The sequence below is a fragment of the Robertkochia flava genome, from assembly GCF_020166515.1.
Classification (GTDB): domain Bacteria; phylum Bacteroidota; class Bacteroidia; order Flavobacteriales; family Flavobacteriaceae; genus Robertkochia; species Robertkochia flava.
In genome coordinates this window covers 1-25463 of the sequence record NZ_JAINZT010000004.1, presented here as the reverse complement: position 1 = coordinate 25463, position 25463 = coordinate 1, and the positions used below count along the sequence as shown (strand labels likewise).

22 protein-coding genes, 1 tRNA gene and 2 pseudogenes are annotated in these 25463 nt (G+C 44.9%); 12 read left to right on the top strand and 13 right to left on the bottom strand.

The window, feature by feature from the left end; genetic code table 11:
* Nucleotides 1-45: 45 nt before the first annotated feature.
* Together K7R11_RS05130 and K7R11_RS05125 are read right to left on the bottom strand one after the other, a co-directional pair.
* Nucleotides 46-1356: pseudogene (locus K7R11_RS05130) on the bottom strand (ABC1 kinase family protein).
* Nucleotides 1357-1373: 17 nt separating this feature from the next.
* Complete coding sequence (locus tag K7R11_RS05125; protein WP_224489183.1) at nucleotides 1374-2042, bottom strand: TetR family transcriptional regulator C-terminal domain-containing protein; 669 nt, start codon at nucleotides 2040-2042, stop codon at nucleotides 1374-1376.
* A 369-nt stretch (nucleotides 2043-2411) separates the two neighbouring features.
* Between K7R11_RS05125 and htpG the strand changes: the two genes are divergently transcribed.
* The 4 genes from htpG to K7R11_RS05105 all read left to right on the top strand — a co-directional run bounded on the left by htpG (nucleotide 2412) and on the right by K7R11_RS05105 (nucleotide 6066).
* Entirely contained in the window at nucleotides 2412-4292 is a 1881-nt protein-coding gene (gene htpG / locus K7R11_RS05120) for a molecular chaperone HtpG (protein ID WP_224489182.1), read from the top strand.
* A gap of 95 nt (nucleotides 4293-4387) precedes the next feature.
* Nucleotides 4388-5200, top strand: coding sequence for a hypothetical protein (locus K7R11_RS05115; protein ID WP_224489180.1), 813 nt, complete (start codon nucleotides 4388-4390; stop codon nucleotides 5198-5200).
* Between the two features lie 45 nt (nucleotides 5201-5245).
* A complete protein-coding gene (locus K7R11_RS05110) occupies nucleotides 5246-5686 on the top strand; it encodes a hypothetical protein (RefSeq protein ID WP_224489179.1) in 441 nt (146 codons plus the stop codon).
* A gap of 29 nt (nucleotides 5687-5715) precedes the next feature.
* Nucleotides 5716-6066 carry a DoxX family protein gene (locus K7R11_RS05105; protein WP_224489178.1) on the top strand — a complete coding sequence of 117 codons (351 nt, stop codon included), beginning with the start codon at nucleotides 5716-5718 and terminating at the stop codon, nucleotides 6064-6066.
* 68 nt (nucleotides 6067-6134) lie between these two features.
* On the opposite strand, the gene K7R11_RS05100 is transcribed toward K7R11_RS05105, so the two are convergent.
* On the bottom strand, nucleotides 6135-6542 hold the full coding sequence (locus K7R11_RS05100) for a T9SS type A sorting domain-containing protein (RefSeq protein WP_224489177.1): 408 nt from the start codon (nucleotides 6540-6542) through the stop codon (nucleotides 6135-6137).
* Nucleotides 6543-6752: 210 nt separating this feature from the next.
* Here K7R11_RS05100 and K7R11_RS05095 point away from each other — a divergent pair, with 210 nt between their 5' ends.
* Together K7R11_RS05095 and K7R11_RS05090 are read left to right on the top strand one after the other, a co-directional pair.
* Nucleotides 6753-7631, top strand: a complete 879-nt coding sequence (locus K7R11_RS05095) for an AraC family transcriptional regulator (RefSeq protein WP_224489176.1) — start codon at nucleotides 6753-6755, stop codon at nucleotides 7629-7631.
* On the top strand, nucleotides 7628-8251 hold the full coding sequence (locus tag K7R11_RS05090) for an alpha-ketoglutarate-dependent dioxygenase AlkB family protein (protein ID WP_224489175.1): 624 nt from the start codon (nucleotides 7628-7630) through the stop codon (nucleotides 8249-8251). Before K7R11_RS05095 ends, K7R11_RS05090 begins: the two co-directional genes overlap by 4 nt.
* A 1405-nt stretch (nucleotides 8252-9656) precedes the next feature.
* On the opposite strand, the gene K7R11_RS05085 is transcribed toward K7R11_RS05090, so the two are convergent.
* Nucleotides 9657-10079 carry a hypothetical protein gene (locus K7R11_RS05085; RefSeq protein WP_224489174.1) on the bottom strand — a complete coding sequence of 141 codons (423 nt, stop codon included), beginning with the start codon at nucleotides 10077-10079 and terminating at the stop codon, nucleotides 9657-9659.
* Nucleotides 10080-10248: 169 nt separating this feature from the next.
* On the opposite strand from K7R11_RS05085, the gene K7R11_RS05080 reads away from it, so the two are divergent.
* Nucleotides 10249-11118, top strand: a complete 870-nt coding sequence (locus K7R11_RS05080) for an AraC family transcriptional regulator (protein ID WP_224489173.1) — start codon at nucleotides 10249-10251, stop codon at nucleotides 11116-11118.
* Between the two features lie 32 nt (nucleotides 11119-11150).
* Here the strand turns inward: K7R11_RS05080 and K7R11_RS05075 are convergent, their stop codons facing one another.
* Nucleotides 11151-11936, bottom strand: a complete 786-nt coding sequence (locus K7R11_RS05075; RefSeq protein WP_224489172.1) for a S1/P1 nuclease — start codon at nucleotides 11934-11936, stop codon at nucleotides 11151-11153.
* A gap of 134 nt (nucleotides 11937-12070) precedes the next feature.
* Between K7R11_RS05075 and K7R11_RS05070 the strand changes: the two genes are divergently transcribed.
* The 5 genes from K7R11_RS05070 (at nucleotide 12071) to K7R11_RS05050 (ending at nucleotide 18287) form a co-directional block, all read left to right on the top strand.
* Nucleotides 12071-13393, top strand: a complete 1323-nt coding sequence (locus K7R11_RS05070) for a serine hydrolase domain-containing protein (RefSeq protein ID WP_224489170.1) — start codon at nucleotides 12071-12073, stop codon at nucleotides 13391-13393.
* A gap of 1 nt (nucleotide 13394) precedes the next feature.
* A complete protein-coding gene (locus tag K7R11_RS05065) occupies nucleotides 13395-14219 on the top strand; it encodes an HAD family hydrolase (protein ID WP_224489168.1) in 825 nt (274 codons plus the stop codon).
* A gap of 39 nt (nucleotides 14220-14258) precedes the next feature.
* The gene (locus K7R11_RS05060) at nucleotides 14259-16121 is read left to right on the top strand and encodes a M61 family metallopeptidase (RefSeq protein WP_224489166.1); all 1863 of its coding nucleotides are present in this window, start codon (nucleotides 14259-14261) and stop codon (nucleotides 16119-16121) included.
* A gap of 86 nt (nucleotides 16122-16207) precedes the next feature.
* Nucleotides 16208-17473 (top strand): DUF819 family protein, encoded by a 1266-nt coding sequence (locus K7R11_RS05055; protein WP_224489164.1) that lies wholly within the window; start codon nucleotides 16208-16210, stop codon nucleotides 17471-17473.
* A gap of 49 nt (nucleotides 17474-17522) precedes the next feature.
* The gene (locus K7R11_RS05050) at nucleotides 17523-18287 is read left to right on the top strand and encodes a DUF4369 domain-containing protein (RefSeq protein WP_224489162.1); all 765 of its coding nucleotides are present in this window, start codon (nucleotides 17523-17525) and stop codon (nucleotides 18285-18287) included.
* A 215-nt stretch (nucleotides 18288-18502) separates the two neighbouring features.
* Here K7R11_RS05050 and K7R11_RS05045 read toward each other — a convergent pair.
* From K7R11_RS05045 to K7R11_RS05010, 8 genes and pseudogenes are all read right to left on the bottom strand, one after another.
* Nucleotides 18503-18576, bottom strand: a tRNA-Thr gene (locus tag K7R11_RS05045).
* A 56-nt stretch (nucleotides 18577-18632) separates the two neighbouring features.
* On the bottom strand, nucleotides 18633-18902 hold the full coding sequence (locus tag K7R11_RS05040; RefSeq protein ID WP_224489160.1) for a hypothetical protein: 270 nt from the start codon (nucleotides 18900-18902) through the stop codon (nucleotides 18633-18635).
* A gap of 31 nt (nucleotides 18903-18933) precedes the next feature.
* Entirely contained in the window at nucleotides 18934-19914 is a 981-nt protein-coding gene (locus tag K7R11_RS05035; protein WP_224489158.1) for a type I phosphomannose isomerase catalytic subunit, read from the bottom strand.
* Nucleotides 19915-19956: 42 nt separating this feature from the next.
* Nucleotides 19957-20367, bottom strand: coding sequence for a 6-pyruvoyl trahydropterin synthase family protein (locus K7R11_RS05030; RefSeq protein ID WP_224489156.1), 411 nt, complete (start codon nucleotides 20365-20367; stop codon nucleotides 19957-19959).
* Nucleotides 20364-20894, bottom strand: a complete 531-nt coding sequence (gene idi / locus K7R11_RS05025; RefSeq protein WP_224489153.1) for an isopentenyl-diphosphate Delta-isomerase — start codon at nucleotides 20892-20894, stop codon at nucleotides 20364-20366. Before idi ends, K7R11_RS05030 begins: the two co-directional genes overlap by 4 nt.
* Nucleotides 20895-21038: 144 nt before the next feature.
* Entirely contained in the window at nucleotides 21039-22001 is a 963-nt protein-coding gene (locus K7R11_RS05020) for a PorP/SprF family type IX secretion system membrane protein (protein ID WP_224489151.1), read from the bottom strand.
* A gap of 11 nt (nucleotides 22002-22012) precedes the next feature.
* On the bottom strand, nucleotides 22013-23992 hold the full coding sequence (locus tag K7R11_RS05015) for an Ig-like domain-containing protein (RefSeq protein WP_224489149.1): 1980 nt from the start codon (nucleotides 23990-23992) through the stop codon (nucleotides 22013-22015).
* Between the two features lie 78 nt (nucleotides 23993-24070).
* Nucleotides 24071-25463 (bottom strand): annotated as a pseudogene (locus K7R11_RS05010) (hypothetical protein); the annotation flags it as partial.

The following is a 25463-nucleotide window of genomic DNA, read 5'->3' as shown; positions in this document are numbered from 1 at the left end:
GCACTCTAACCGGTGACTCCCTTTTTTATTGAATTAGCGAAAAAATTATGACAGAAAGCGGGTGTAATTATTCACCTTCACCCGGGCTTTAAGGTCGTGCAGCAGGTTGTACAACCCGAAAAATGTTCTGTTAATATACAGAAAGTGTTTAGAGCCCCTGTTTCCGTTCATTTTACGAATCTGGGGGTCATTGGAATACCGGTCACTAAGATCGGCAATGCTGTTCCAGAACGCGTCATCTGAAAAGTCAAACACCTCAGCATTAAACGGCGATGTAAAAATGGAGAGCATTTCTTTAAAAAGTGCCTTAAAGAACTCCAATTCTTCCTTTGAATCGGTTGGAGTGAGAATTTCGAGCTCATACAACTTCGCATTAAAAACCTCTTCATTTTCGAAAACCTCCTTCTTAGCCAACTCAAAATAAGGAACATAGAAATCTTCAGGCACTTCTTTGATACAACCAAAATCGATGGCGATAAGTTCCTGATCACTGCTCACCAGAAAATTCCCCGGATGCGGATCGGCATGTACTTTTCTAAGACCGTGCATCTGGAACATATAGAAGTCCCAAAGGGCCTGTCCGAGACGATCCCCCAGTTCCCGGCTAAAAGGCTTGGCAGTAAATTCGCTGAGATGGGTGCCGTGCATCCAATCCATGGTAATGATACGCTCACTGGACAGCTCTTTATAGTAACCGGGGAAACGCATTCCATCAATATGGGCACAGGCTTTGGTGATCTCCTCGCTTTGTTCGACTTCCAGAATGTAATTGGTCTCTTCCAATAATTTATGCTCCACCTCTTTGAAGTACTTCTCAGAATCCTTTCCCTGCAGGTTAAACATTTTAATGGCAAATGGTTTTACCAGGGCCAGGTCGCTGCGTACACTGTCTGCCACCCCCGGATATTGAATTTTCACCGCCAGGGTCTTCCCATTCAGGGTCGCTTTGTGCACCTGTCCGATACTCGCCGCATTCACAGATTCCCTGCCAAAGGAATCGAAGATCTCTTCTGGATATTTCCCCTGGTATCTTTTAAAGGTCTTGCGCACGAGAGGCGCAGAGAGCGGGGGAACCGAGAATTGAGCCAGAGAAAATTTCTCTACATAAGCCCGGGGGAGCAGGTTCTTCTCCATACTGAGCATTTGGGCTACTTAGAGGGCACTTCCTTTAAGGGATTTCAATCCGTTATAGATATCTTCTGCATTCTCTTCATTCAACCTGTCCTTACTTAAATCTGGATTCACCAGTTTTCCGGCGTAATATTTCAGGTAATTTCCTCCCACCCTGGCACCGGTAGTTACCAATTTTCCGGCACGTTCTATTTTCCCGGTGGGAATATGATCTAATGTCTTCATCGTTTTGTCTTTTTGGATTATCGGCTCATACGTTCCTGCCACAGAAATTTCCCGAGGTCAAGAACCTTCTCTATAGGTGTCGACTCGAAAAGATCGAAAACCGTATTAACCGATTTTTCAATAAAGACATCTGTTTTTTCAAATCCCGGCGATTCATCGGCAATCCAGAATCTGATGATAACCAACAATTGAACCCATGCGCCTTCTGAAAAAAGTTCGGGGGAACGTTTGTTTAAACGCAATTTCTTGTCCTCGTTAGCCTGCTCTATAAGTTCTTTGGCAAAATCCTTTACACGTTTCCTTAACCCCTGCAACTGCTCGAGCTCCTTAAGGCTTGCGCCTCCCTCGCGAGTAACGTAGAGTACATAGCTTCTGTTCAGATTGAGGAGTTCCATGAAGGTATAGTAAAAGCTCAGTAATTTTTCCCTGTTTCCATACTCCTGGAACGAATGGTCCTTTTCCAGCATGGACATGGCGTGGTCGTAAAAGCCATTCCACACCCCACGGTCGAGGGCCGAGATGGAGGCATAATGCTTATAAAATTCCGGTTCTGTTATTCCCAGCTCCTTGCAAAAATGGTAAACAGATTCAGGTTTACGATTGTTTTCAAGAATCCAGGTCATATAGTGATTCAGAATATCACCGGCACTCAATTGTTCTTTCTTTTCTGTCTTCTTCGCTGTCATGGAGGATGTTTTAATCAAATATAATCTTTGTTTACTATTATTCCTAAAACTTTAAACAATATTAACAGTGCTCACTATAAAGCAGAAAACGCACCTGAGTGACAAGTGCGTTTCCCAAACAACCTAACCAATAAATAAACAAACCAATTACAGGAATATTTTCAAATTATGTTTTCATAGCAATGTTTCCCATAATGTTGATGCTAAAGTACACCATGTTTAACATATATGCAAATTAATTAAACATTATTTAATGTTAATTATTTATTAACTGCAAATCGGCATACCTTCTGCCATGTTGTCACCAGGAACTCCTCTGGTATTTTTTTTGTTCCCCCAGTGCAGAACTAATTTTAAAATTAAGTTGTTATGACTACCGGAAATATTAATGTGTCGGTTGAAAATATTTTTCCACTGATCAAGAAGTTCCTTTACAGCGATCATGAGATATTCCTCAGGGAACTGATCTCGAATGCCACAGATGCTACGCTCAAACTTAAACACCTTACCAACATCGGGGAGGCCAAGGGAGTAGAATACGGGAATCCGCTGATCGAGGTAAAAATTGATAAGGAAGGAAAAAAACTCCATATCCTCGATCAGGGGGTGGGAATGACCGCCGAGGAAGTGCAAAAATACATCAATGAGGTTGCCTTTTCCGGGGCAGAAGAGTTTTTGGAAAAATACAAGGATTCTGCCAAAGACAGTGGTATCATCGGTCACTTCGGATTAGGATTTTATTCGGCTTTCATGGTTGCAGACAAGGTTGAGATCATCACGAAATCCTACCTGGATGCTCCGGCGGCGCACTGGACTTGTGACGGGTCTCCTCAGTATACGCTTGAAGAAGCAGACCGAAAAGAAAGGGGTACCGAGATCATTCTCCATATTAACGGGGAATCGGAAGAATTTTTGGAAGAGTCCAGGATCCGTGAATTATTGGTAAAATACAATAAATTCATGCCGGTACCGATCAAGTTCGGAACCAGGGAAGAAACCAAAACCTCCGGAGAGGGAGAAGAGGCCAAAGAGGAAAAGGTCACTGTGGATAATATTATCAACAATCCAGAGCCGGCCTGGACCAGACAACCGGCTGATCTTAAGGATGAAGATTACAAAAGCTTCTACAGGGAGCTTTACCCCATGCAGTTCGAAGAACCCCTGTTCCACATTCACCTCAACGTGGATTATCCATTCCATCTTACCGGAATTCTGTATTTTCCAAAGCTTTCGAATGACCTGAATCTGCAGAAAGATAAGATACAGCTGTACCAGAACCAGGTTTTTGTTACTGATAATGTGGAGGGCATCGTTCCTGAATTCCTCACCATGCTCCGAGGGGTTATCGATTCCCCGGATATTCCCCTGAACGTATCGCGTTCCTACCTGCAGGCAGACAGTAACGTTAAAAAGATCTCCAACTACATTACCCGAAAGGTTGCAGACAAGTTAAAATCCCTTTTCAACGAGAACCGTGAAGAGTTCGAAAAGAAATGGGACGATATCAAAGTAGTGATCGAATACGGGATGTTATCTGAAGATAAATTCTTCGAAAAGGCTGAAAAATTTGCGCTTTACCCGACCGTGGATGGCGAATATTTCACCTTTGATGAATTACAGGAACGACTAAAGGAAAAACAAACCGACAAAGACAATAAGCTGGTTATTCTATATGCTTCAGACAAGGAGGCACAACACCCCTACATCACCGAAGCTAAGGAGCGAGGCTATGACGTATTACTTCTGGACTCACCTATCGTTTCTCACCTGATGCAAAAACTGGAGACCTCAAAGGATAACATCAGTTTTGCTCGTGTAGATGCAGATTCTCTGGACAACCTGATCAAAAAGGATGAGGAACAGGTTTCCAAGTTGAACGACGATGAAAAAGAAGAGCTTAAGAAAGAGCTGGAAGAAGTGATTCCAACAGAAAAGTTCACTGTGCAACTGGAAGCCCTGGACAGCAACGCCTCTCCATTTGTGATCACCCAACCGGAGTTCATGCGGCGTATGAAAGAAATGAGCGCTACCGGAGGCGGAATGTTCGGCATGGGAAATATGCCGGAAATGTATAACCTGGTGGTAAACACCAACCATGAGTTGGTTGGAAAGATCCTCTCTACAAAAACGAAGGCAAAGAAAGAGCGACTTATCAAACAGTCGCTTGACCTGGCCCGCCTTTCCCAGGGATTACTCAAAGGGGAAGAACTGACGAATTTTGTGAAACGCAGCTACGATCTGATCAAATAGATCAGGACGTACTTCAAAAAAAGCCGCTTCGCTCTGAAGCGGCTTTTTTTTCGTAAATTTTAGAAGTGCTGCCGTTTAAACAAAAAACTCGTTTGATGAAAAATTTTGTACTCCGCTGTCTTTGCCTGACTTTGCTTTTGACTTCCTGTAAAGAGCCCCCTACATCCCCGGATCAGCATCCCGATAAAACCGCGACCACCCAAAATGCCGCAGCCCCTTTTACCCTGCCCATCATAAAAGGCCACCGTACCGAAGATTTTCTCAGCAAGGAAATTGTTCAGTTCGATCTCGACCTCAATTTTGGCGGTAAGGATCGAATGGATGCCAGGGTATGGTTAAAAACCAATTCCTCTGGGATACGTATAGAAAAGAATACCGGAACCACCCTGATCTTTGATGGCAAAAAGGCTTATATGCAGCCCGGCGAAGCCGAAGACCCCAGGGCGAGGTTCGATATCTTTACCTGGCCCTATTTTTTTGCCTTGCCCTATAAACTGAATGACCCCGGCACCCAATGGCAAGACCTGGGCTCCAGGAACCTAAAGGATTCCCTGAAATTACCGGCTGCTAAACTCAGTTTTGACCCAGGCACCGGAGACGCTCCCGACGATTGGTATGTGGTGTATTACGAACCTGCAACAGGACATATTGCCGCCGCAGGTTATATTGTAACCTACGGAGGTAAAAACCCCGAAGAGGCTGAAGCCAATGCGCACGCCATTCAATATCACGATTACCAGGAGGTTAGTGGCATTCCCATTGCTACCCGATGGACCTTTCACAACTGGAGCCTGGAGACAGGCCTGGGCGAACAGATCGGCGAAGCATTCCTGGAAGCTATTCAATTTAGCGATCCATCTCCACCCGTTTTCGTTCCCGAAGAAAACAGCAAAACCATTGATATGTAGCATATTTGCCCGGAGACTGACCTGCTTTTTTCGTAACTTTAAGGCATGAAAACCTTGTTCCAAAAACTGAAACTTGAAAAACAGGATGCTATTCTGGTTATTAATGAGCCGGAAGGGTTTAGCGAGGAACTGGCTTCTCTGGTCGATATTGAGATCTACCAGTCGGTGGTGCAGATCAGTAAGATAGAATTCGCACTTATCTTTGTAACTACCATAGCCGAGCTGGAAAATCAGCTGCCTACGGTACTGCACAAACTAAAGGAAGATGCCATACTATGGATCGCACACCCCAGAAAAAGATCGGAACGATTTGAGACAGACATTACCGATGCCTATACCTGGACGCCATTAAACCGCAATTGCTTTGAAGCGGTTAAAAACCTGAAGGTTAATGATGACTGGGAAGCCGTGCGGTTCAGAAAACTCGAATATGTAAAAAGGTTAAAAACCACATCCTCCAAAAAAAATACGGGTTCAGAGCACTAACCCGGAGTCCAATCCTTAAATACCACCCTATGGAAGCCTGGCATTATTATCTGATGGCCATACTATATATCCTGGCCGGAATACTGCATTTTATTAAAAGTAAATGGTATATCGCGGTGATCCCTGAGAAATTTCCCGCTAAACTGCTGTTAGTCTATCTAAGTGGTATTGCTGAGATTTACCTGGGTATCATGCTTTTTCTACCCTCCTGGAAGCTACTGGCCCTTTCAGGAATCATTTTAATGCTGCTTGCATTTTTACCCGTCCATATTTATATGCTGAAACATCCGGGATTCCGGAAGAAATTCCCCGCATGGGCTCTTCTGAGCCGAATTTCCCTGCAATTCCTGCTGATGTACTGGGCTTACAGTTATATGTAAAAAAAAGGAGGGCATATCTGCCCCCCTGTGATTACTATTAATATCCTGGTTATAACTCCCCGGACAGATCAATACTTATCGATCTTCTTAAAAAACTGTCCCTTCTGGTCTTTTACCGCAATGGTATAAATTCCATCAGAAACCTCAGAGAAATCAAAGCGTTTCCCTACAGAAGATTCTCCGGTAATGATCTCCTTATACAATACACGATCCTCTTCGTCATAGATCTTCACCTCTACCGGGCCTGCATCCAGATTTAAAAGGTTCATACTAACCGTAGTCTGATCTGTTCTGAAAAAAGGTTCGCCAGCCTCAGGCCGGGTTTCCTTAATTGTCTTTTTCTTATCCCCGTCTTTTGCGAATACTACTATATCTCTATTGGGTTTATGATATTCGTAATCAACGGCGGCCACCTGTGCCGATCCTGTTATTCCAAACAACAGGAGGATCATACTGATTTTAAATGCTTTTTTCATCTTTCTGATTTTAAAAGGTTGAACTTCAGTGATATTCCAAAACTAGTGCGATAATACGGGGGGCACTACTGCCATCTTTTCTGATATCTACACTATTTTACCATTCACCCTGTTAAAATCCGTTAACAGAGTTAAAATAAAACATGTTTTGGTTAATATTCTCTATCTTAATCCCTTTTTGCGGTTGTATTTTAGATAAAAAGATCTGTGATGAGCATCATAAAACCTGCATTAGAACGTATCAACCCCTCTTTCGGGAGTTCCTTTACTCTTGTCAGGTATGACAAGAACAAGAACAACAATACCAACTACTGGCATTATCACCCGGAGATTGAACTGGTTTACGTGAACGGAGGTTCCGGGAAAAGACAGATCGGGAGTCATATCTCTTACTATACCCAGGGAGATCTGATCCTGATAGGTTCTAATCTTCCGCATTGCGGATTTACCGATAAATTCACCGGAAACAAAAGTGAGATCGTCATTCAGTTTCAGCCGGAGTTTATCGATAGTCTTACCACAGACAAACCTGAAATGCAGCATATCCGGCTACTCATTGAGCGCAGTAAGACCGGAATCGCATTTACAGGTAAGACCAAAAAGGCAATTGGTACGAGAATACAAAACCTGGTACAGGAACAGGGGTTCGAAAGGTTCCTGGGGCTCCTCTCTGTTTTACATGACCTGCAGCTTTCCGAAGAATATCAACTGCTCAATGCCTCGGGATATTCCATGCAGGCCAACGTTGAAGACAACGAGCGCATCAACCGCATATTCAACTATGTCAAAACGCACTTCCAGGAATCCATAGCCCTGGACAGCATGGCGGAGATGGCAGGAATGACCACACCTTCATTTTGCCGATATTTTAAAAAAGTGTCCGGAAAGACCTTTACGCAATTTGTTAACGAATACCGGTTGGTTCACGCTTCGAAGTTACTTTCCGAGAATGCCATGAGTATTACCGAGATCTGTTATGAGAGTGGCTTTAATAATTTCTCCTATTTCAATAAGTCCTTCAGAAAGTTCACCGGTAAATCGCCTTCAGCATACAGAAACGCACTTAAACAGGTGATATCCTCATCATGAAAAGCACCAGCAGTCCATATCGTCTCGAGATGCCGGAGGCCGAGGTTTGGTATGCTCCTGGATTTTTCAGCGCAGCCGAAAGCAACATATTTTTTAAACGCTTACTGGAGGAGATCCAATGGAGGTCAGACCGGGTCAGAGTCTTTGGCAAATGGTATGATCAGCCCAGGTTAACTGCCCTGTACGCTTCCAACGATCATGCGTATACCTATTCCGGTCTCACCCTTCACCCCCAACGCTACACCCCCCTCCTTCAGGAAATTCGACAACGGGTAGAAAACCATACCCACTGCAGCTTCAGCAGTTGCCTCCTCAACCTTTACAGAAACGGTAGCGACTCCAATGGCTGGCATGCCGATGATGAAAAGGAACTCGGGAGAAATCCGCTTATCGCCTCGGTGAGCTTTGGGCAGGACCGGAGTTTTCATTTCAGACATAAAAAAGACAAGTCATTGAAAAAAAAGATCGTTCTCGAGAATGGCAGTATGTTACTGATGAAAGGAGAAACACAGCACTCCTGGCAGCATCAGCTTCCAAAAAGTAAAAAGGTACTGAAGCCCAGGATTAACCTCACCTTCCGGAATATTCTCCCCACAGGGCAGACAGAACTCCAAAAATAAAGGGACCAGTTTCCCGGCCCCCTTTTTAAACACTAATAACCTGTGAAAAATCACTGCTGTGAAAAAATCTGTCGTCCACCATTCAGAAGGATCCTCTCGATCTTCCTTTCATCTTACATCACAAATATAAAATTGACCCTTGCCTCGCTTCTTGTAGAAAACAAGCAAATAATACCCTCAAAAGACCAAATACTATATTTTAACTTCATATCGCGGATATCAGACAACCCGGGTTATCTCATAAAAAAAGGGACCGCGAATGCAGTCCCTAAAATCATCAACCAACCAACTTAAAAATCAATTATGAAAACTATGTTCTTTTACGCTTTAACCCGTATTTTTCAGGATTTTGTTTCCTGAGTATTGAACGGTACAAAAGTACGGCATCACTGCCGCTTTTAAATTGTAAAATCCGGGCTTTTATTTTCAAAACGCACAGCCTAATGCATTGCTTTTCAACTTGTTAACCTAATAATGACACAACTGCAACCCTGGATAAAAAAGGAAAGGGGCCGCAAATGCAGCCCCTTAATCATCAACCAACCAACTTAAAAATCAATTATGAAAACTTTAAATCTATCCCTGTAAATCAGGAGATAAGATCCCTGGTCCTTTACCGGACCATCTGTCTCATTATCAACACTGCAAATATAAGAGGAAGCCACGTTTCCATTCAGGTAAAAAGCGAGCATATAATGTCGTTTTCCAACCCATTAAACCCTGATCAACAGGTATTTAACCTTACAGTAAATAAAAAAGGCCATAGAATCTATGGCCTTTTCAGGAATAACTAACTTAAAATATAAACAATCAAAACCATGTTTGTGAAACTTCCTTCGAAACCTCACTTTCAAACCGACATTCGGCAAACAAAGTCTTTATCTTCAAAGCCATTTTACATCCTGAGGGGGAGACATTCCCGCAAACCATCCGATGGTTTGGAAAAGAAAAAGGCCGTTATCTTATTAACGGCCTTGATCTTACTCCTTCTATAGCATGGTTGAACAGGAAAGGATCGTATTTGGGGGCAACGATCTGTTTCCTGTTCCATTAGGTTAAGGCCATATATTATCATTATTTTACGGAACGCTTCGTCATAAAAAGATCAAAATCAGATCATTAGGCGTTGATCTTTAGAACTGCATGCAAATATAGGCTGGATAGACGAAGCGACAAGTTTTTTCGATTAAATGCGCTATATTTTAACAAATGTAACCGTTTGTTAATGAGAAGGTTATATTAATCTCTCCTGTTATTACAGTGATTTCGTTTTTTCCTGTAAGAATTATCATAACGTGCTGTTTTAAAAAAAACGGGGGCAAGATGCTCACCCCCGTTCCATCAACTTAAAAAATCAAATGAACATAGCAGGATTTTGTAAACAGCCGTTTAGGGCCAGGCTGCATTACATACCTCCCGTAGGTACCTTAGTATTCTTATTTTCTTCACGGCAATGCATATGATATTGCCCGAAAAGGATAAACAAACTAAAAAATGCCAAAGCGAAAAATACCAGAAATCCCGTCAGGTAATTGCTATCAAGGGCATAATAGCCCGCCAGCAATAGAAGATAAAAGATCGTACCAAGCATCAGTTTTTTCCTGAACCCAAAAACAAGTAATAAACCTATTCCCAATTCCAGCAGTGGCAAATAACTTATGAAATAATAAAACCAGACATCATCGAAAAACCGAACACCCGATGCTCCCATATTGTACAAGTCCAGATAATCATCAAAGAACAGGATATTATAGACCCCATGCAGCAGTAAAATTGAAATAAAAATCCTTTTCCAATATGGGGTAATACACCAAACTTCTTTAAACATCTATCTGTCTGATTTTCAGGATTGCAAAAATAAATCCTATCTGTAATCATTAACTTGTAAAAAAACACGATATTTTTGCATTTACCCTTCTAAACCTGTTGAATTTCAGCAGCTTAACCCGGCTATCTAAATAACACAACTCTTAACTCAAAAGATCATAAACAGCTTTATGGCGAGAATTAATTTACATAACGCATTTATCGTAAATCAATGGGAAACGGATACCTGGGATGTTAGCCCTCATAAGCAGAACTATTTCGAACTCGTTTTTATTGAAGAGGGAAAGGGGATTCACACCATTAACGAAATAGAAGTGCCCTATCAAAAAGGTGCTGTTTTTCTATTAGCGCCCAATGATGAACACAGTTTTGAGATAGAAACCAAGACGAGGTTTACCAATATCCGGTTTACCGAACTCTTCTTTTCTTCCAAAACCCGTTTGCCTGACCGGACCGACTGGCTTCAGCGCATTGAACCCATTTTACACCACCCGAATATTATACCCGGTGACGCCATTGCCAATGATCTGGACCGAAAGATCGTCTGGCTGGCTAAAGAAATGATCGTTCTGGAATATGAAGCGGAACGGGAATTTTACCTCAGTATCTTAACCAATGGGGTTTCCACCATTTTGAGCATTCTTGCACGGAACATCATCCAGAAATACAAGATCGCTGGCAGCCCTACCCCAACTGTTTACATCAACCGATCTGATGAGATCCTCCATTACATCAGGCTCAATGTTTACGATTCTGATAAGATGAAAATAGAAAACCTGGCGAAGACCTTTCATATGTCTCCCAATTACATCAACAATTTCTTTAAGAAGGAAACCGGGGAAAGTATCCGGCAGTACATTCTTAACTACAAATTACTGATCTCAGAATTCAGGCTCAGAAACACCTCGGCACCCATTTCCGAAATCGCTCATCAATTAGGGTTTAACGACGAAAGTCATTTCACAAAGACGTTTAAGAAGAAACATCAGGTAACCCCAAAAGAGTACCGGGATACCCACGGACATTTACTCCATAAATAGCGGAGAAAAGCTATTTTTTCCAACGAATCCCATTAAGGTTCATTAAAAATTTCATTGAGCAAGGCAGCCAGGCGTATGCCTCCTTTGAGCAATTGCCATCTCACGGTATCAAAATGATCATACATATAGCGATACCCCAACTTTTCTCCCACCCTGGCAGAATTGTATACTTCACTGGTGATTTTCCTGGTATCCTGCATCCAGTCCATGTAATCGCCTTTAGCGATCTCAATCACCTCTTCCGGAGTCACCACCGGCAGGTTCTGGCTGAGTTCCGTAAAACTCATATCAAACGACTCGATCATTTCGGTGTCCCACACGCGATGGAGGTTCGTTCCGCGGGAGAACCATCTCACCTGAATATCGTTCCCTCCTTTATCCTCTGCCCGGCCAATGTGAAGTGGCTGATGCAAATCCCCGATAAAATGAATCAGCAATTTAAGATGAAACTCCTTTTCCTCTCTGTCTGATGCGGGATCCTTCAGTACCCGGATACACTTCCCTATGGCCTGTGCAATATCTCCGGAAGCAGAAGGGGACTGATCCTTATAGCCTTTATCTAAAGGGAAGTTCACATAATGCCACGGATCAAGTGCCCGGTAGCGTTCATCAGACTTTATATCGTCTGCAAAATTGGATACCAAAGCCAGGGATTTGCCTTGCAGCAAACTATTTATACGCTCCCGGGCTACCGGCGTAAGGTAGTAGGAAGCGACCTCGGCCGTAGTGCGGTGTCCGGTTTTTCCCCAGTCGTCGGGAAAGTTTCCCGCTGTGACCCATAGAGGGAAGAAGCAGATTAGAAAACAAATGAATCGCATAGATCAATATTTTTTATAAAAATAATCAATCCTTTTACCAAAATACCGGCGTTTTTAATCAAATAGAATCCCGGGATGATTTCCTTCAAGTTTGTTACCTTTAAGGGCTGAATAAAAAAAGGATACATACCCCATTGAAAACGCATACAAGAACCATCCTGACCCGGGTCATGGTTATTTTATTTTCGGTACAGGCATCGGCTCAGATCCCGGATTTCGTAAAAGAAGAAATTCAGAGAAGAACCGATATGGGATTGAACCCTTCTATTGTATTAGGGATCTATGACGACCATGGGGAACATTATTTTTCCACAGGCACGAAACACCCGGGAAAAATCGGGAAAGCTACTTCCAAAACCCTGTATCCCTTAGGTTCCCTTGGGAACACCTTTACCGGGCTGTTAACCGGGAAGTTGATTCACGAAGGCCATATCAAAGAAGAAACGCCATTAGGCACCCTGGTTTATCCACCGCTTTCATTAAAAGACAAGCAGGGAAGGGAGATCACCATCCTGGATGTAGTTACCTATCAGAGCGGCATCAAAGACGGGGAAGCTTACAACATTTCACCCCGGGCTACATGGGATTCGCTCTATGAAGAGAACAACCTGAAACGTATCCGCCCGTATAAGACCGGGAAAACCTTTATGTACTCCGACTGGGCTATGGCCCTGCTGGGAGAAGGCCTGTCTGAAAATTCGGGGGTACCTTATCCCGATCTCATCCGACAGGAACTCTTTACCCCTCTGGAGCTGGCATTTCATTACATAAAAAAGAATACGCCCAATGCTGCTTTGGCGACTACCGGGGATGTGCAGCCAGATAAAGACGCAGGTACTCATCAGGAGGGTTCGTCTCAACTTTGGGCCGGAAGTATGGAAGCATTAGTAAGCTATGGAAAGATCTTTCTCGATCCACAACCGCAATGGGAGTCAACTATAGAAACTACCACCCGAACCTACCTGCGGGATGGGAATGGAGTGCTTTGCGCCATGGGGTGGTTTAAAGATCAGGAAGACAATCTCTATCATGCCGGGCATTACCGGGGGTATAACGTATTTATGGCCATCGATCGGAAAAATGGCAGGGTGATAGCCCTTGCAACCAATACCGGAACTGCCGATATTACTGATATCGGGTTGTACCTGCTGAATGAGAAAATGAACCCAATTTACCCCTATATAGAAATCCCTGTCAAGCAGGATGATCTTCTTAAGTACACCGGGCATTACATTAACGATGCCATGGGGCTTGAACTGGAGCTAAGCGCGGAGGGAGCTGCGCTGCAGAGCATTAGCGAAGCGGATACCTTATCTTTGCATTACATGGGACAAGACCGGTTTTACTACCAGGGGCAAAAAGCGCACCTAAGCTTTGAAACGGATGAGAACGATCAGGTAGTGGGTGTGCTCCTGGATAAGAATGGTAAAAAAGTGATGTTTATAAAAATGGATTGATATGAAGTACAGGATCATCTTTACTGATATAGACGGAACCCTGCTGGACGCTAACAGGGGGATTTCGGCATTCACAGAGGAACAAATAAAAAACATCAAGGGAGACACCCCTTTTATCCTTGTTTCTTCACGCATGCCACGGCAAATGACTTACTTCCAGGAACAGCTTGATGACATCGGCCAATCTATGATAGCCTATAACGGGGCCCTGGTTTTACATGAAAATAAGGTGATCGATTCGACGGAGATTTCACTGGAACACCTGAAATCCCTGGTCGACTTCAATGAAGCTCAGGAAAATTCAGTTCACCTGAGTCTCTACCACGGGGATGAATGGACCGTGGAAGAAATGGATTTTTGGGCCCAGCGCGAACAGCACAACACCCGGGTTACCCCTGAGGTACGCTCTAACCGGGAAACCCTTGACCGTTGGAGTACCGAAAAGAAAGGGGCTCATAAGGTGATGTGTATGGGGGAAGCTCCACTGATCGACAGGATCTTTGATTTCATGCAACAGCATTTCGGGGACCACCTTCACCTTTACCGTTCCAAGGACACCTATATTGAAATTGCCGACAGGAAAGTTTCCAAACTCACCGGTATCAACTCCCTCCTAAATGCCATGGGAGGCGATATTAGCCTGAGTGAGGCCATCGCCTTTGGCGATAATTATAACGATATCGAAATGATCAAAGCAGTGGGGATGGGCGTTGCCGTGGAAAACGCCCGTGAAGAATTAAAAGCGGTGGCAAAACACATTACCGCTCATCATAAAGAAGACGGGGTAGGACGATTTCTACGGGAAATTTACCCACAGTTACGTTAATTAGCCCAAAACCGCTTAAAACCTAAATTCAACAATACTATGAACAAATTCCTGGGGTTGGTGTCAGGACTGCTGGTATTATCCTGCACCCCGAAATTTAACGACATGGCAGACGACCTGCCTGTTAAAGCACATGTAGATCTTGTACATACGAACGAAGACCGGGTAAAGGTTGAAATTGATCCCGGGAGATTCGCCATGGATACCGTTGTGTTTTTGATCCCTAAAACCGTACCCGGCACCTACTCCATAGACAACTACGGCCAGTATATCGAAGACCTGCGCGCCCTGGATTATAGCGGACGCGAACTCGAGGTGATCCATGAGGGGGAAAACCGCTGGATGATCTCCTCGGGCAAAGACTTAGACAAACTGGTATACTATGCCAACGACACCTTTGATACCGAACAGGAAAAGGACGATCCGGTTTTTTCTCCTGCAGGAACGAATATCGAACAAGACCAGAATTACTTTCTGAATCTTCACATGATTATCGGTTATTTTAAAGGGTATGACCGCCGGCCTTATGAAATAGAATTCCTGAAACCGGAAGGTTTTACCGCCGCTACCTCCCTGACAAGGATGGCGGGTAATTCAAACACTCCAGGTACAGATACGTTTTATGCCTCCCGATATTTCGAGGTAACCGACAACCCGGTCATGTATGCCAGACCCGATACAGAGCGGTTTATGGTAAACGATATTGAGGTAACCCTTTCTGTATATTCTCCCAGCAAGGTATACTCTGCCTTTAGTCTTCGCGGAGATATGGAGGCCATGATGCAGGCACAGAAACAATTCCTTGGAGACCTGGATGCTACCAAAAAATATAACATTTTGCTTTTTTTAAGCGACCTGGAGCAGGACGCCCCAACGGGATTCGGTGCCCTGGAGCACCACACCTCCACCACCGTGGTACTTCCGGAATCCATGCCTAAACCCATGCTGGTAGAGACCATGGTTGATGTGGTTTCCCATGAATTCTTTCATATTGTAACCCCCTTGTCCATTCATTCAAAAGAGGTGCACTATTTCAATTATAATGAACCGGAAATGTCTCAACATCTCTGGATGTACGAAGGGGTGACCGAATATTTTGCTCAATTGTTCCAGATTAACCAGGGATTAATACAGGAGGAAGAATTTTATGCACGGCTGCTGGAAAAAATAGAGAATTCAAAGCGTTTTGACGACACCATGTCGTTTACGGAAATGAGCACCAATATTCTCGAAGACCCTTACAAGAATAATTACGCCAATGTCTACGAGAAAGGGGCGCTTATAGCTATGTGCATGGATATCATTATCAGGGAGCAGAGCCAGGGCGAACGGGGCATCCTGTCCCTGATGAAGGATCTGGCCGCAGCATACGGGACCGAAAAGCCCTTTGAAGACCAGGAGTTATTTGACATTATCGTTGAAAAAACATATCCTGAGATAGGGCAATTTATTGACACCTATGTTAAGGGTACCACTCCCATTCCTTATGAAGTTTTTCTGAATAAAGTCGGACTCACCCTTACCTCGGTTGAGATCAGCACACCATCCTACTTTTTCAGAACCGAGGAAGACCCGTTTATAGATGCCAGCTTAGATGGAGACATCTTTGTTCGGGAGATGACCCTGAACAGCTTTTTCACCTCCATGGGACTCGAACCGGGAGATATCATCAAAAAGATCAATGGAGTCTCCTATAACCTCGATAATGCCCAGGACCTGATCATGACCTCTTTTCAGTGGCAGGAGGGAGAAACCCTGAACATGGAAGTGATGCGTGAAGATAAAAACATACGCCTTCGTGGAGAGGTTGTGGCTCCGCTGATGCAAACGCAGATGATAATTCCCACCGGGGAACCGGACCCAAAAAAGGACGAGTTCAGAGAAGCCTGGCTCAAAGGCTAGAATCTATCTTTTTCTAAAAAACAGGAGGCTCCCCTCCTGTTTTTTTTTATGGTTTTTGTATTTTCCCCCGACCTAAAAAATACATGATGGAGCAAACACCCCTAATTACCGACGACACTATTGCATTTGGTATTCTGGCACTGTGCCTGGGATTCGTTTTTTACACCTCTTCCAAAACCTCCGGCTTCTGGAAGTCCTTTTATAAATTCGTTCCTGCGCTGCTTATGTGCTATATGCTGCCGGCCATCTTTACTTCCGCAGGGGTGATCGCGGATGAAACCTCCAGTCTTTATTTTATGGCCAGCCGGTACCTGTTACCTGCATCCCTGGTGCTCATGACCCTTAGCCTGGACCTGAAAGCCGTTTTTAACCTGGGTCCCAAAGCCCTTATTATGTTTCTCACGGGTACCCTTGGTATCGTAATTGGCGGGCCCGTTGCGATCCTGATCGTATCAGCGGTTTCTCCGGAAACCGTGGGAGGCGTTGGTTTTGATGCTATCTGGAGAGGTCTTGCCACCATAGCAGGGAGTTGGATCGGCGGAGGTGCCAACCAGGCTGCCATGCTGGAGATCTTTAAATACAATCCGGATAAATACGGAGGCATGGTCCTGGTAGATATTGTAGTGGCCAATATATGGATGGCGGTTATCTTACTGGGAATAGGAAAGAATAAATCGATCGATAAATGGTTCCGGGCAGACGATTCGGCCATTGAATCCCTGAAAAATAAAGTGATCAAATTTACAGAAGGCGTAACACGAAACCCCAGCCTTTCAGACCTGATGATCATGCTCTCTATAGCCTTTGTTACTGTAGGAATTGCGCACTGGGGTGCCAACAACATCTCCGATTACCTCACCACCAATGTGGCAGCGGTACAGGATAAGACCAGTGCCCTGGCCTCTTTCGGATCTCAGTTCTTCTGGATGATCTCTATCGCCACCTTTCTGGGCATCTTGCTGAGCTTTACCAAAGCGAGGGAATTCGAAGGAGCCGGCGCAAGCAAGATCGGATCTGTATTTATCTATATCCTTGTGGCTACCATCGGTATGAAAATGGACCTCTCCAAGGTTTTGGAAAATCCGGGACTAATCGTTATCGGATTGGTTTGGATCACCATCCACGCCCTGTTGCTCATTGGGGTAGCCAAACTAATTAAAGCACCATTCTTTTTCCTTGCAGTTGGCAGCCAGGCCAATGTGGGAGGAGCCGCCTCTGCTCCTGTGGTAGCAGCTGCCTTTCACCCGTCATTGGCCACGGTAGGAGTTCTGCTGGCTGTATTTGGCTATGTGGTGGGTACCTATGCCGCCCTGTTTTGTGCCTATCTCATGGAAATCGCATCCCATGTGTAGTTATTAATGAAAGATTTTTTGATATTTGCCCGATTTAAAAACTCAAATTATGCCTAGACTTTTTGCCTCGCTTTTATGCGGATTGTTACTGGTTTCCTGTGCCGATACGAACGACAACATGGTCGTGAAGGGAACCATTGAAGGATTGAAAAAAGGGACGCTTTATTTTCAAAAAGTGGAAGACACTGCCCTGGTTACCCTGGATTCTATTGAAATTAACGGGAATCCTGACTTCAGCTTTTCAACCGACATTGAATCCCCGGAAATGTTTTACCTCTACCTGGATAAGGCAGATGGGAATGATATGAACGATCAACTGGAGTTCTTTGGAGAGCCCGGGGAAATCACCATTCATACCACCCACGACTTCTTTGCACATGAGGCCCGGGTTGAAGGATCTGATTCGCATAAGAAACTGAAGGAGTACCGCACGATGATGGGGCAGTTTTCAGGCAAGAATCTCAATCTTATAAAAGAGAGCCTGGAAGCCCAAAAAGAAGGAAACCAGGCGTTGCTGGATTCTTTAAATTCGGCCATTGAAAAGAACAACCAAAGAGGATATCTGTATACGGTAAACTTCGTATTTAACAACAGGGAATCTTTCGTGACCCCTTACCTGGTGCTTTCAGAACTCAGCGCCTTAAACGAAAAATACCTCGACTCGATCAATAACAGCATCGCCCCGGAGGTAGCACAGTCGAAATACGGGAAACAACTCGCCGAGTTCGTAGAAGAAATCAAAAAGACCGGGAATACTGAAGAGGCCAAGTCTGTGGAGTCAGAAAACATTTCTGAAGCAGATTCAGCATCTTAAAGAACCATTTATACATTATTAAAGCACTCCTTCGGGGTGCTTTTTTGTATCCAATCATTTCTAATCCAGGACTGCTATGCCGGTCTCTTGCCCTACCCCATAGGCAAATGGAGGGGATCTGTGGTTCTCAACCAGGATGTATCCTATGGCTGCGTATAACCAAGGTTGTAACTGAAGTGCATAAAAAAACCTCCCCAAAAAAGGGAGGTTCCAAGAGCCGATAGAGGGACTCGAACCCACGACCTGCTGATTACAAATCAGCTGCTCTAGCCAGCTGAGCTACATCGGCAACTTTAAATTTCGGATGCAAAAATACTATTGCATCCGAAATTTGCAAATAATTTTTCAGGAAAGTTTATTGATCTTGTCCACCAAGGTATTGGCCACTTCCTCCAGCTCCTTGTTCACCTCTTTAAGGTGGGCTGCACGATGCTCAACACTATGGTCATTGACTTTGGCTATAAGCCGGTCAAAATGCTCAATGGTTTCATCGATGATCTCATCTCCCTTTCCGGTTTCTTTCTTATCAGCTGTCATTTCCCAGATATACACCGCTTCGATAATATCTCCAAGAACATAATTAATATCTTTTTTCAGGTCTCTTATACTTGCCATGGTAGTGATTTTAGCAGCAAAGTTAATTAAATTAAAGATGCACCTCTAATATTTTTGCCCCGGTGGTTTCAATCCTGTACCGATGTATGCAGGCAGGTATCAGAAGCGTTTGTCCCATCTTAAGCTCATAAGACTCTTCCTGCCAGATAAGACGGGCCTCGCCCTCCGTACACACATATACATGAAATGAATCTCTCCGGCTCACGTCTATTTCCATTGTTTGGTCAAGGTTCAGGAAATTAACCTTGAAATACGGACTCTTCACCAGAGCATTTGTCGTATTGCTTTCGCGGGAATAGGCGATCTTAAAATCGTGTTTACAGGAATAATCAATAGCATCCTCGGCCAGGTCGATATGCAGCTCCCGGGTTTTTCCTTCCTTATCCCTGCGGTCGTAGTCATAAACCCGGTAGGTGATATTAGAGGTTTGCTGGATCTCGCACAGGAGAATACCCGCCCCGATAGCATGTACTTTACCAGGAGGAATAAAAAAGGCATCTCCGGGCTGCACCTTCTCTTTATGCAGGAGGTCCAACACCCTTCCCCCATCCAGGCTGCGACGAAAGGCTTCCTTATTTGTATCCTCCCGGAATCCAATAATAAGCTCAGCTTGGTTTCTGGCCTGCATCACATACCACATCTCGGTTTTCCCATGAGCATTATGACGCTGCCTGGCCAACTGCTCATCCGGATGCAGCTGGACGGAAAGATCCTTTTCGGCATCGATGAATTTGATGAGTACCGGAAACTCTTCTCCGAATTGTTTCAGTACATGTACTCCGAGGATTTCTTCCTTGTAGATATCGATGAGCTCCTGAAGACTGCGCCCTTTTAACGGCCCCTCCTGAACTACGGAAATACTATCCTCCACCCCGGAAAGTTCCCAACTCTCGGCAGCCGTTTCCGTAGAAACCTTTTTGTTCAGAATTTCCTTCAGCCTGGTTCCTCCCCAGAGATAGTCCTTTAGCACGGGGCTGAACCTCAAGGGATAAAGCGCATCGTTCTCTTTCAAGAAAATAGTGTTTGAGAAATCAATTAAATCTGTTGCAAGATACTACTCCCCGGAATAAGTGACAAAATTCCTGGGGGTTTCATAGAGCACTACCTCCAGTTCCAGATCATTTTTGAGGGCAGGCCGCAGTCGGTTATAGATCACCACTGCGATATTTTCGGCTGTCGGATTAAGATCCCTGAACTCAGCCACTTCCTCGTTGAGATTCTTGTGGTCCATATACTCTTCCACATTTTCCCGGATCAGGTCCTTCAGCACTTTCATGTCAATAACAAAACCTGTTTCAGGATCTATCGCTCCGGTTACGCTAACTTCAAGCTCGTAATTATGACCGTGATACTTCGGGTTATTACACTTCCCAAAGACCTCCTGGTTCTTTTCAAAGGACCAGTCTTTACGGAACAAACGGTGGGCCGCATTAAAATGAGCTTTTCTGCTTACCTTAACCCTCATAGCACTTCTGATTTACTGATGTGCGAATAGAACTTTTCGAAGATAATACGAAACCATGCCGTATACTTTTCGGGATGTTCCTCCATATCCGCTTTGATATCCTCCAGTGACATCCATTGCCATGCCGCAACTTCATCCGGGTTGATCTCCGGCTCACCCTCATATTTACCCACCATAACATGGTCGAACTCATGTTCGGTTAAGCCGTTATCAAAAGGAGCTTTGTAAATAAAAGAGAACACCTCCTTTAATTCAGTGGTGAAGCCCATCTCTTCCATGAGCCTCCGTTTCCCGGCTTCAATATTAGACTCCCCTTCCCTTTGGTGACTGCAGCAGGTATTGGTCCACAGTCCGGGAGAGTGATACTTGTGAAGTGCTCTTTGCTGAATCATGGTTTCTCCCTTTTCGTTGAAGACGAATACAGAGAAGGCCCTGTGCAGCAATGCCTTTTCATGAGCCTCGATCTTTTCCATGGTACCAACGGGCTCATCGCGTTCGTTTACCAGTATAACTTTTTCTTCTTTCATAGAAAGTAAAAATACGAGTTCAGGATGAATAATGAATTAAGGAAATCATAAATTGGTTATGAGGTACGGAGGTACGGGGGGACGTGGGTACGGAGGTACAGAGGTACAGAGGTACGAGGGTACGGCAGGGAGGCTAGTGCTTTTTTAAAAAAATCGCGGTGTCTGTACCCGGCTGTAATTCCGGCTAAGCTCATACCTGAGGAAAAACTCAAAGGTTCCGCTGTTAAAGGCCGTACCGCCAAGCCTGGTAATTTCCCGGTCATAAGCCAGTCCGATATTTAGCGCCCTGTTGAGCTGGAATCCTACCATAGCCGTAAAGGCCGCATCAAGACGATAGCCCAGTCCCATAGTCACCGTTTCATCATACATAAAATTAGCTGAGAGATCCAGTTGAAGAGGTGCTCCGGCAACCACCTTGGTCAAGAAGGCCGGTTTAAATTTCCAGCGGTAATCAATATCCCAAACATAGCCCCCGATCAGATAATAGGAAATGCGCTCCTTGGACACATAAGACGAGACCTCGGTATTACTGTTATCAGAATCTGTGAAATGTTCTGTTTCCAGAAGGTTCGGCACCGAAAAGCCCACATAATACTGGTTGGTGCGATAGTACAATCCGGCACCAATATTAGGCGAAAACTTATTCTCTATATTCTCGGCAGCCGTAAATTCCACATCCTCATACTGGTTCAGCCGGGTAAAATCGATATTAAGCAAACTAGCCCCCAGCTTCAGTCCGAAAGATAATTTGCCTTCATAAGAAGTTTGTATGGTATAGGAAACCGCCCCGTCGAAATACGTTTGCTGGTTTACCCCATTTCCGATCTTATCATTGATCACCGACAGTCCCAATCCTACCTTGCTCCGCTTCAGGGGAGTATGAACGTTCAGGGTCTGACTCTCCGGAGCTCCGTCCAGGCCAAGCCATTGATTTCTGTACAAACCGGTCATACTCATCAGTCCGCGACTTCCGGCATAGGCCGGATTCACACTCATGGTATTGAACATATACTGGGTATACTGCGCATCCTGTTGCGCCCTCATCTCCATGGAGAAGGTGAGGCCTAAAAGCACCAGGATAAAACAACTCAGATATCGCATTCTCATTCCTCCGGTCTTTAATTGTTTATATAGAAAAACCCTGCCATGTGTTTCTTGATTCCGTTACCCGTATAATCAATGGTATAATAATAGGTGCCCGAAGGCAGCATATTACTTTGTCCAATGGTCATACGCCCTTCCGACATGCCCCGGAAAACATTGGCGTTATTATCGTATCCGTTGGTTTCAAAAACCATTACCCCCCAGCGGTTAAAGATCCTTACCGTATTATCCGGATAGGTCTCAAGCCCGTATATTCGAAGGAAATCATTCTCGCCATCCCCGTTGGGCGTTACCAACTGATGCACGTAAACATCTTCTTCTTCCTCCTCCGGAGGATCCACGATCTCTCCTTCACTGAAGGCATTGATCTGTACTGTACCCTGTTCATTGTTATACGTACCGTCAGAGTGGATCACACTCACCGTATAGGTAAATATATCCGTACCCTCAAAGCCCTGGTTAATGAGATAGGTGATAGTACCATCGGCATTCACCGTCACGGTACCATTCAAGGGCTCCGAAGTGCTTATAATTACCAGGGTGGAATTCGGATCAAAACTATCGTTATCGAATACATTGATGACCACTGGCTGGGGGTCGAACGAATTGATGGTAACCATATCGGTAACCACATCCCGAACAGGAGTTACCTCAATGATCATTACTGCCTGGCTTACCGACACCTCGTCCGGAGTCGTAACCATGATCTCGTATCCGATGATCAGTGTCCCTACAAAATCAGGCTCAGGGATCACCGTTATGGTATTATCTGCATTCACTATTACGGTGGCCGTAAGAGGTTGCTCTACATCAGAAATAAGGACTACTGTAGCATTCGCAGGAACATTATCGTTATCCAGCACCGCCAAAGTAACCGAGGTATCTTCTTCTATTATGGCCTCATCGTCTACAGCGTAATCCCTGATCACCACATCCGGTGGCGTTACCACGATGGTTACATAGGCAGAATCCGTACCACCGTTTCCGTCGGAAATGGTATAAGTAAACACGTCACTTCCGGAGAACCCGGGGGCTGGCGTATAGATAAAGTTTCCGTTTCCGTCACTCACCAGGGTACCGTTGCCGGGCTGGGTGAGATTGATAACGGTTAACACATCTCCATCAGGATCGTAATCGTTGGCCAGCATATTGATGGTAACCGGAATCCCGGCCTCAGTGGAAACGAAGTCATCCACAGCCACGGGAGTATCATTAACATTATTTACAGTAATATTTACCGTAGCAGTTTCGGTTACCGTTGTCCCGTCTGAATTAATCATGGTGAGGCTGTAGGTAAAGCTGTCCGGACCAAAATAATCGGGATTGGGCGTGTAGGTAAAGGTGTCGTCACTCGGATCAGAAGGGGTACCCCCATCATTGAGGACCACCTGACCATTTGAAGGATTGGTAAAACTGATCACCCCTACGTTTGGAATATCGATATCATTGGCCAGCATATTGATGTTTACAGGAACATCCTCATCGGTGGTTACGACATCATCAACAAGTACAAAGGGCTTCTGAAGACAGATCACCGTGAAGGACGGCAATGCCTTTGCATTACCCAGAATACTTACCGTCGGGGTATATTTCTCAATATTATTCTGTCCGTACAGGGCCGTAACCGTAGGCCTGAGCGGATCACCGGCTACAGCGGGGCTCCAGCTCACAGTGGCCGCAGAGGGCACACTCTGAGAGATGTCCAGAGTCACCTGATCGTCGGGGGTACCGCACCAGGTAACAATAAAGTAACTGGTGGCATTCTTCCCGCAGAGGGTACCGTCGTAGGTAGCGAAATACACTCCCGGAGTAAATACCTCATAGGTGGCGTCGGTTCCCAGAACCGTTGCCGGGTCCTGAGCCTCATACCACCGGTAGTTGGTCTCATCGGTACCGTTAGGCGCCTGCAGGATGAACTGGGCATGAACGGGAACACCCAGGGCCAGAAGACCCAGGGTGAACCAGATACAGATATGTTTTTGTAATAATTTCAATTCTTAGTTGACCTGCTTGTTAAATATTTTATGATTGCGCTTTTCACAGTATCCCCCTGTTACTTCATATCAGAGTATTTACTTTACCATGAACACTACATTGATAATCGCATTGTAATTGCGGGGAGTGTCAATAACATTATAATTCAACTTCCCGTCATCGGAGATTGTCACCCCACTGAATACAGTGGTATCATACCTGGTAACGTAATAATAAAGTTCATTCGCTGCGTACACCGGAAGAGCTGGCGCCCCTGCACTTCTTACTGCAGGATTGGAGAACTCATCAACGTATAGTTGGTACAAGTCGATCTGCGGGCCTGGCCCAATAGACGCAGCATTGATAGCAATGGAAGGCGGATAGAAAATCCTCCCTGCCATTGATGTAACCTTGGTCATATCCACCAGAGCCTCCTGTACGGTATTCTCAAGAACGTTATCCCCATCCACATCAAGTCCGGTGGAATCCGGCTCCCCGTCGGTATCGGCGTCGGTCCCATCAGAGATAAACACCTCATTGGTGGCCTGGTTGTCGGTACTGTTGGCAGCTACTTCATCAATTGCGGCCTTTACATCTGTTGCTGTAAGACCTGAAACAGTATTGTCATAAGTCACTTCAGCAGCCGTTTGATCATCCGTACTTCCGGCAGCTACTTCATCAATCGCAGCCTGTACCTCTGTCGCTGTAAGACCTGAAGCAGTATTGTCATAAGTCACTTCAGCAGCAGTCTGGTCGTCTGTACTTCCTGCGGCTACTTCATCAATCGCAGCCTGTACCTCTGTTGCTGTAAGACCTGAAGCCGTGTTGTCATAAGTTACTTCGGCAGCAGTCTGATCGTCGGTACTTCCGGCAGCTACTTCGTCAATCGCAGCCTGTACCTCAGTTGCTGTAAGACCTGAAGCAGTATTATCATAAGTTACTTCGGCAGCAGTCTGGTCGTCGGTTCCAATATCATTCAGTGCTACCTGAAGGGTACCTCCAGCATCGGTGATCTCTAGGTTTGTTCCATTTACTGCAAAGCCAGTATTCAATTCATTTGAGGAATTGGTATCCCCATCCGCTGCATTACTTGCAGCCAGAGCCTCGATCGCAGCCTGGGTATCAGCTACTCCTAAAACGGCTGTGGTATCATCAAAACTAACCTCGGCAGCAGTTTGGTCATCGGTACTTCCGGCAGCTACTTCATCAATCGCATCTTGTACCTCAGTTGCTGTAAGACCCGAAGCCGTGTTGTCATAAGTTACTTCCGCAGCAGTCTGGTCGTCGGTACTGTTAGTATTCAGTTCTTCCAGGGCCCCCTGTACGTCTGCTGCAGTTATACCTGTTATCGCTGTAATACCCACCTCGGAGGCAACCTGATCATCTGTGTCTACAGAACTAATTAAATATGGGGTGGCAGATGAACCATCACCGCTTACAGTAACATTGGCATTGCCGGACTGCACTAGTGTTTCTGTACCATCAGCTGCA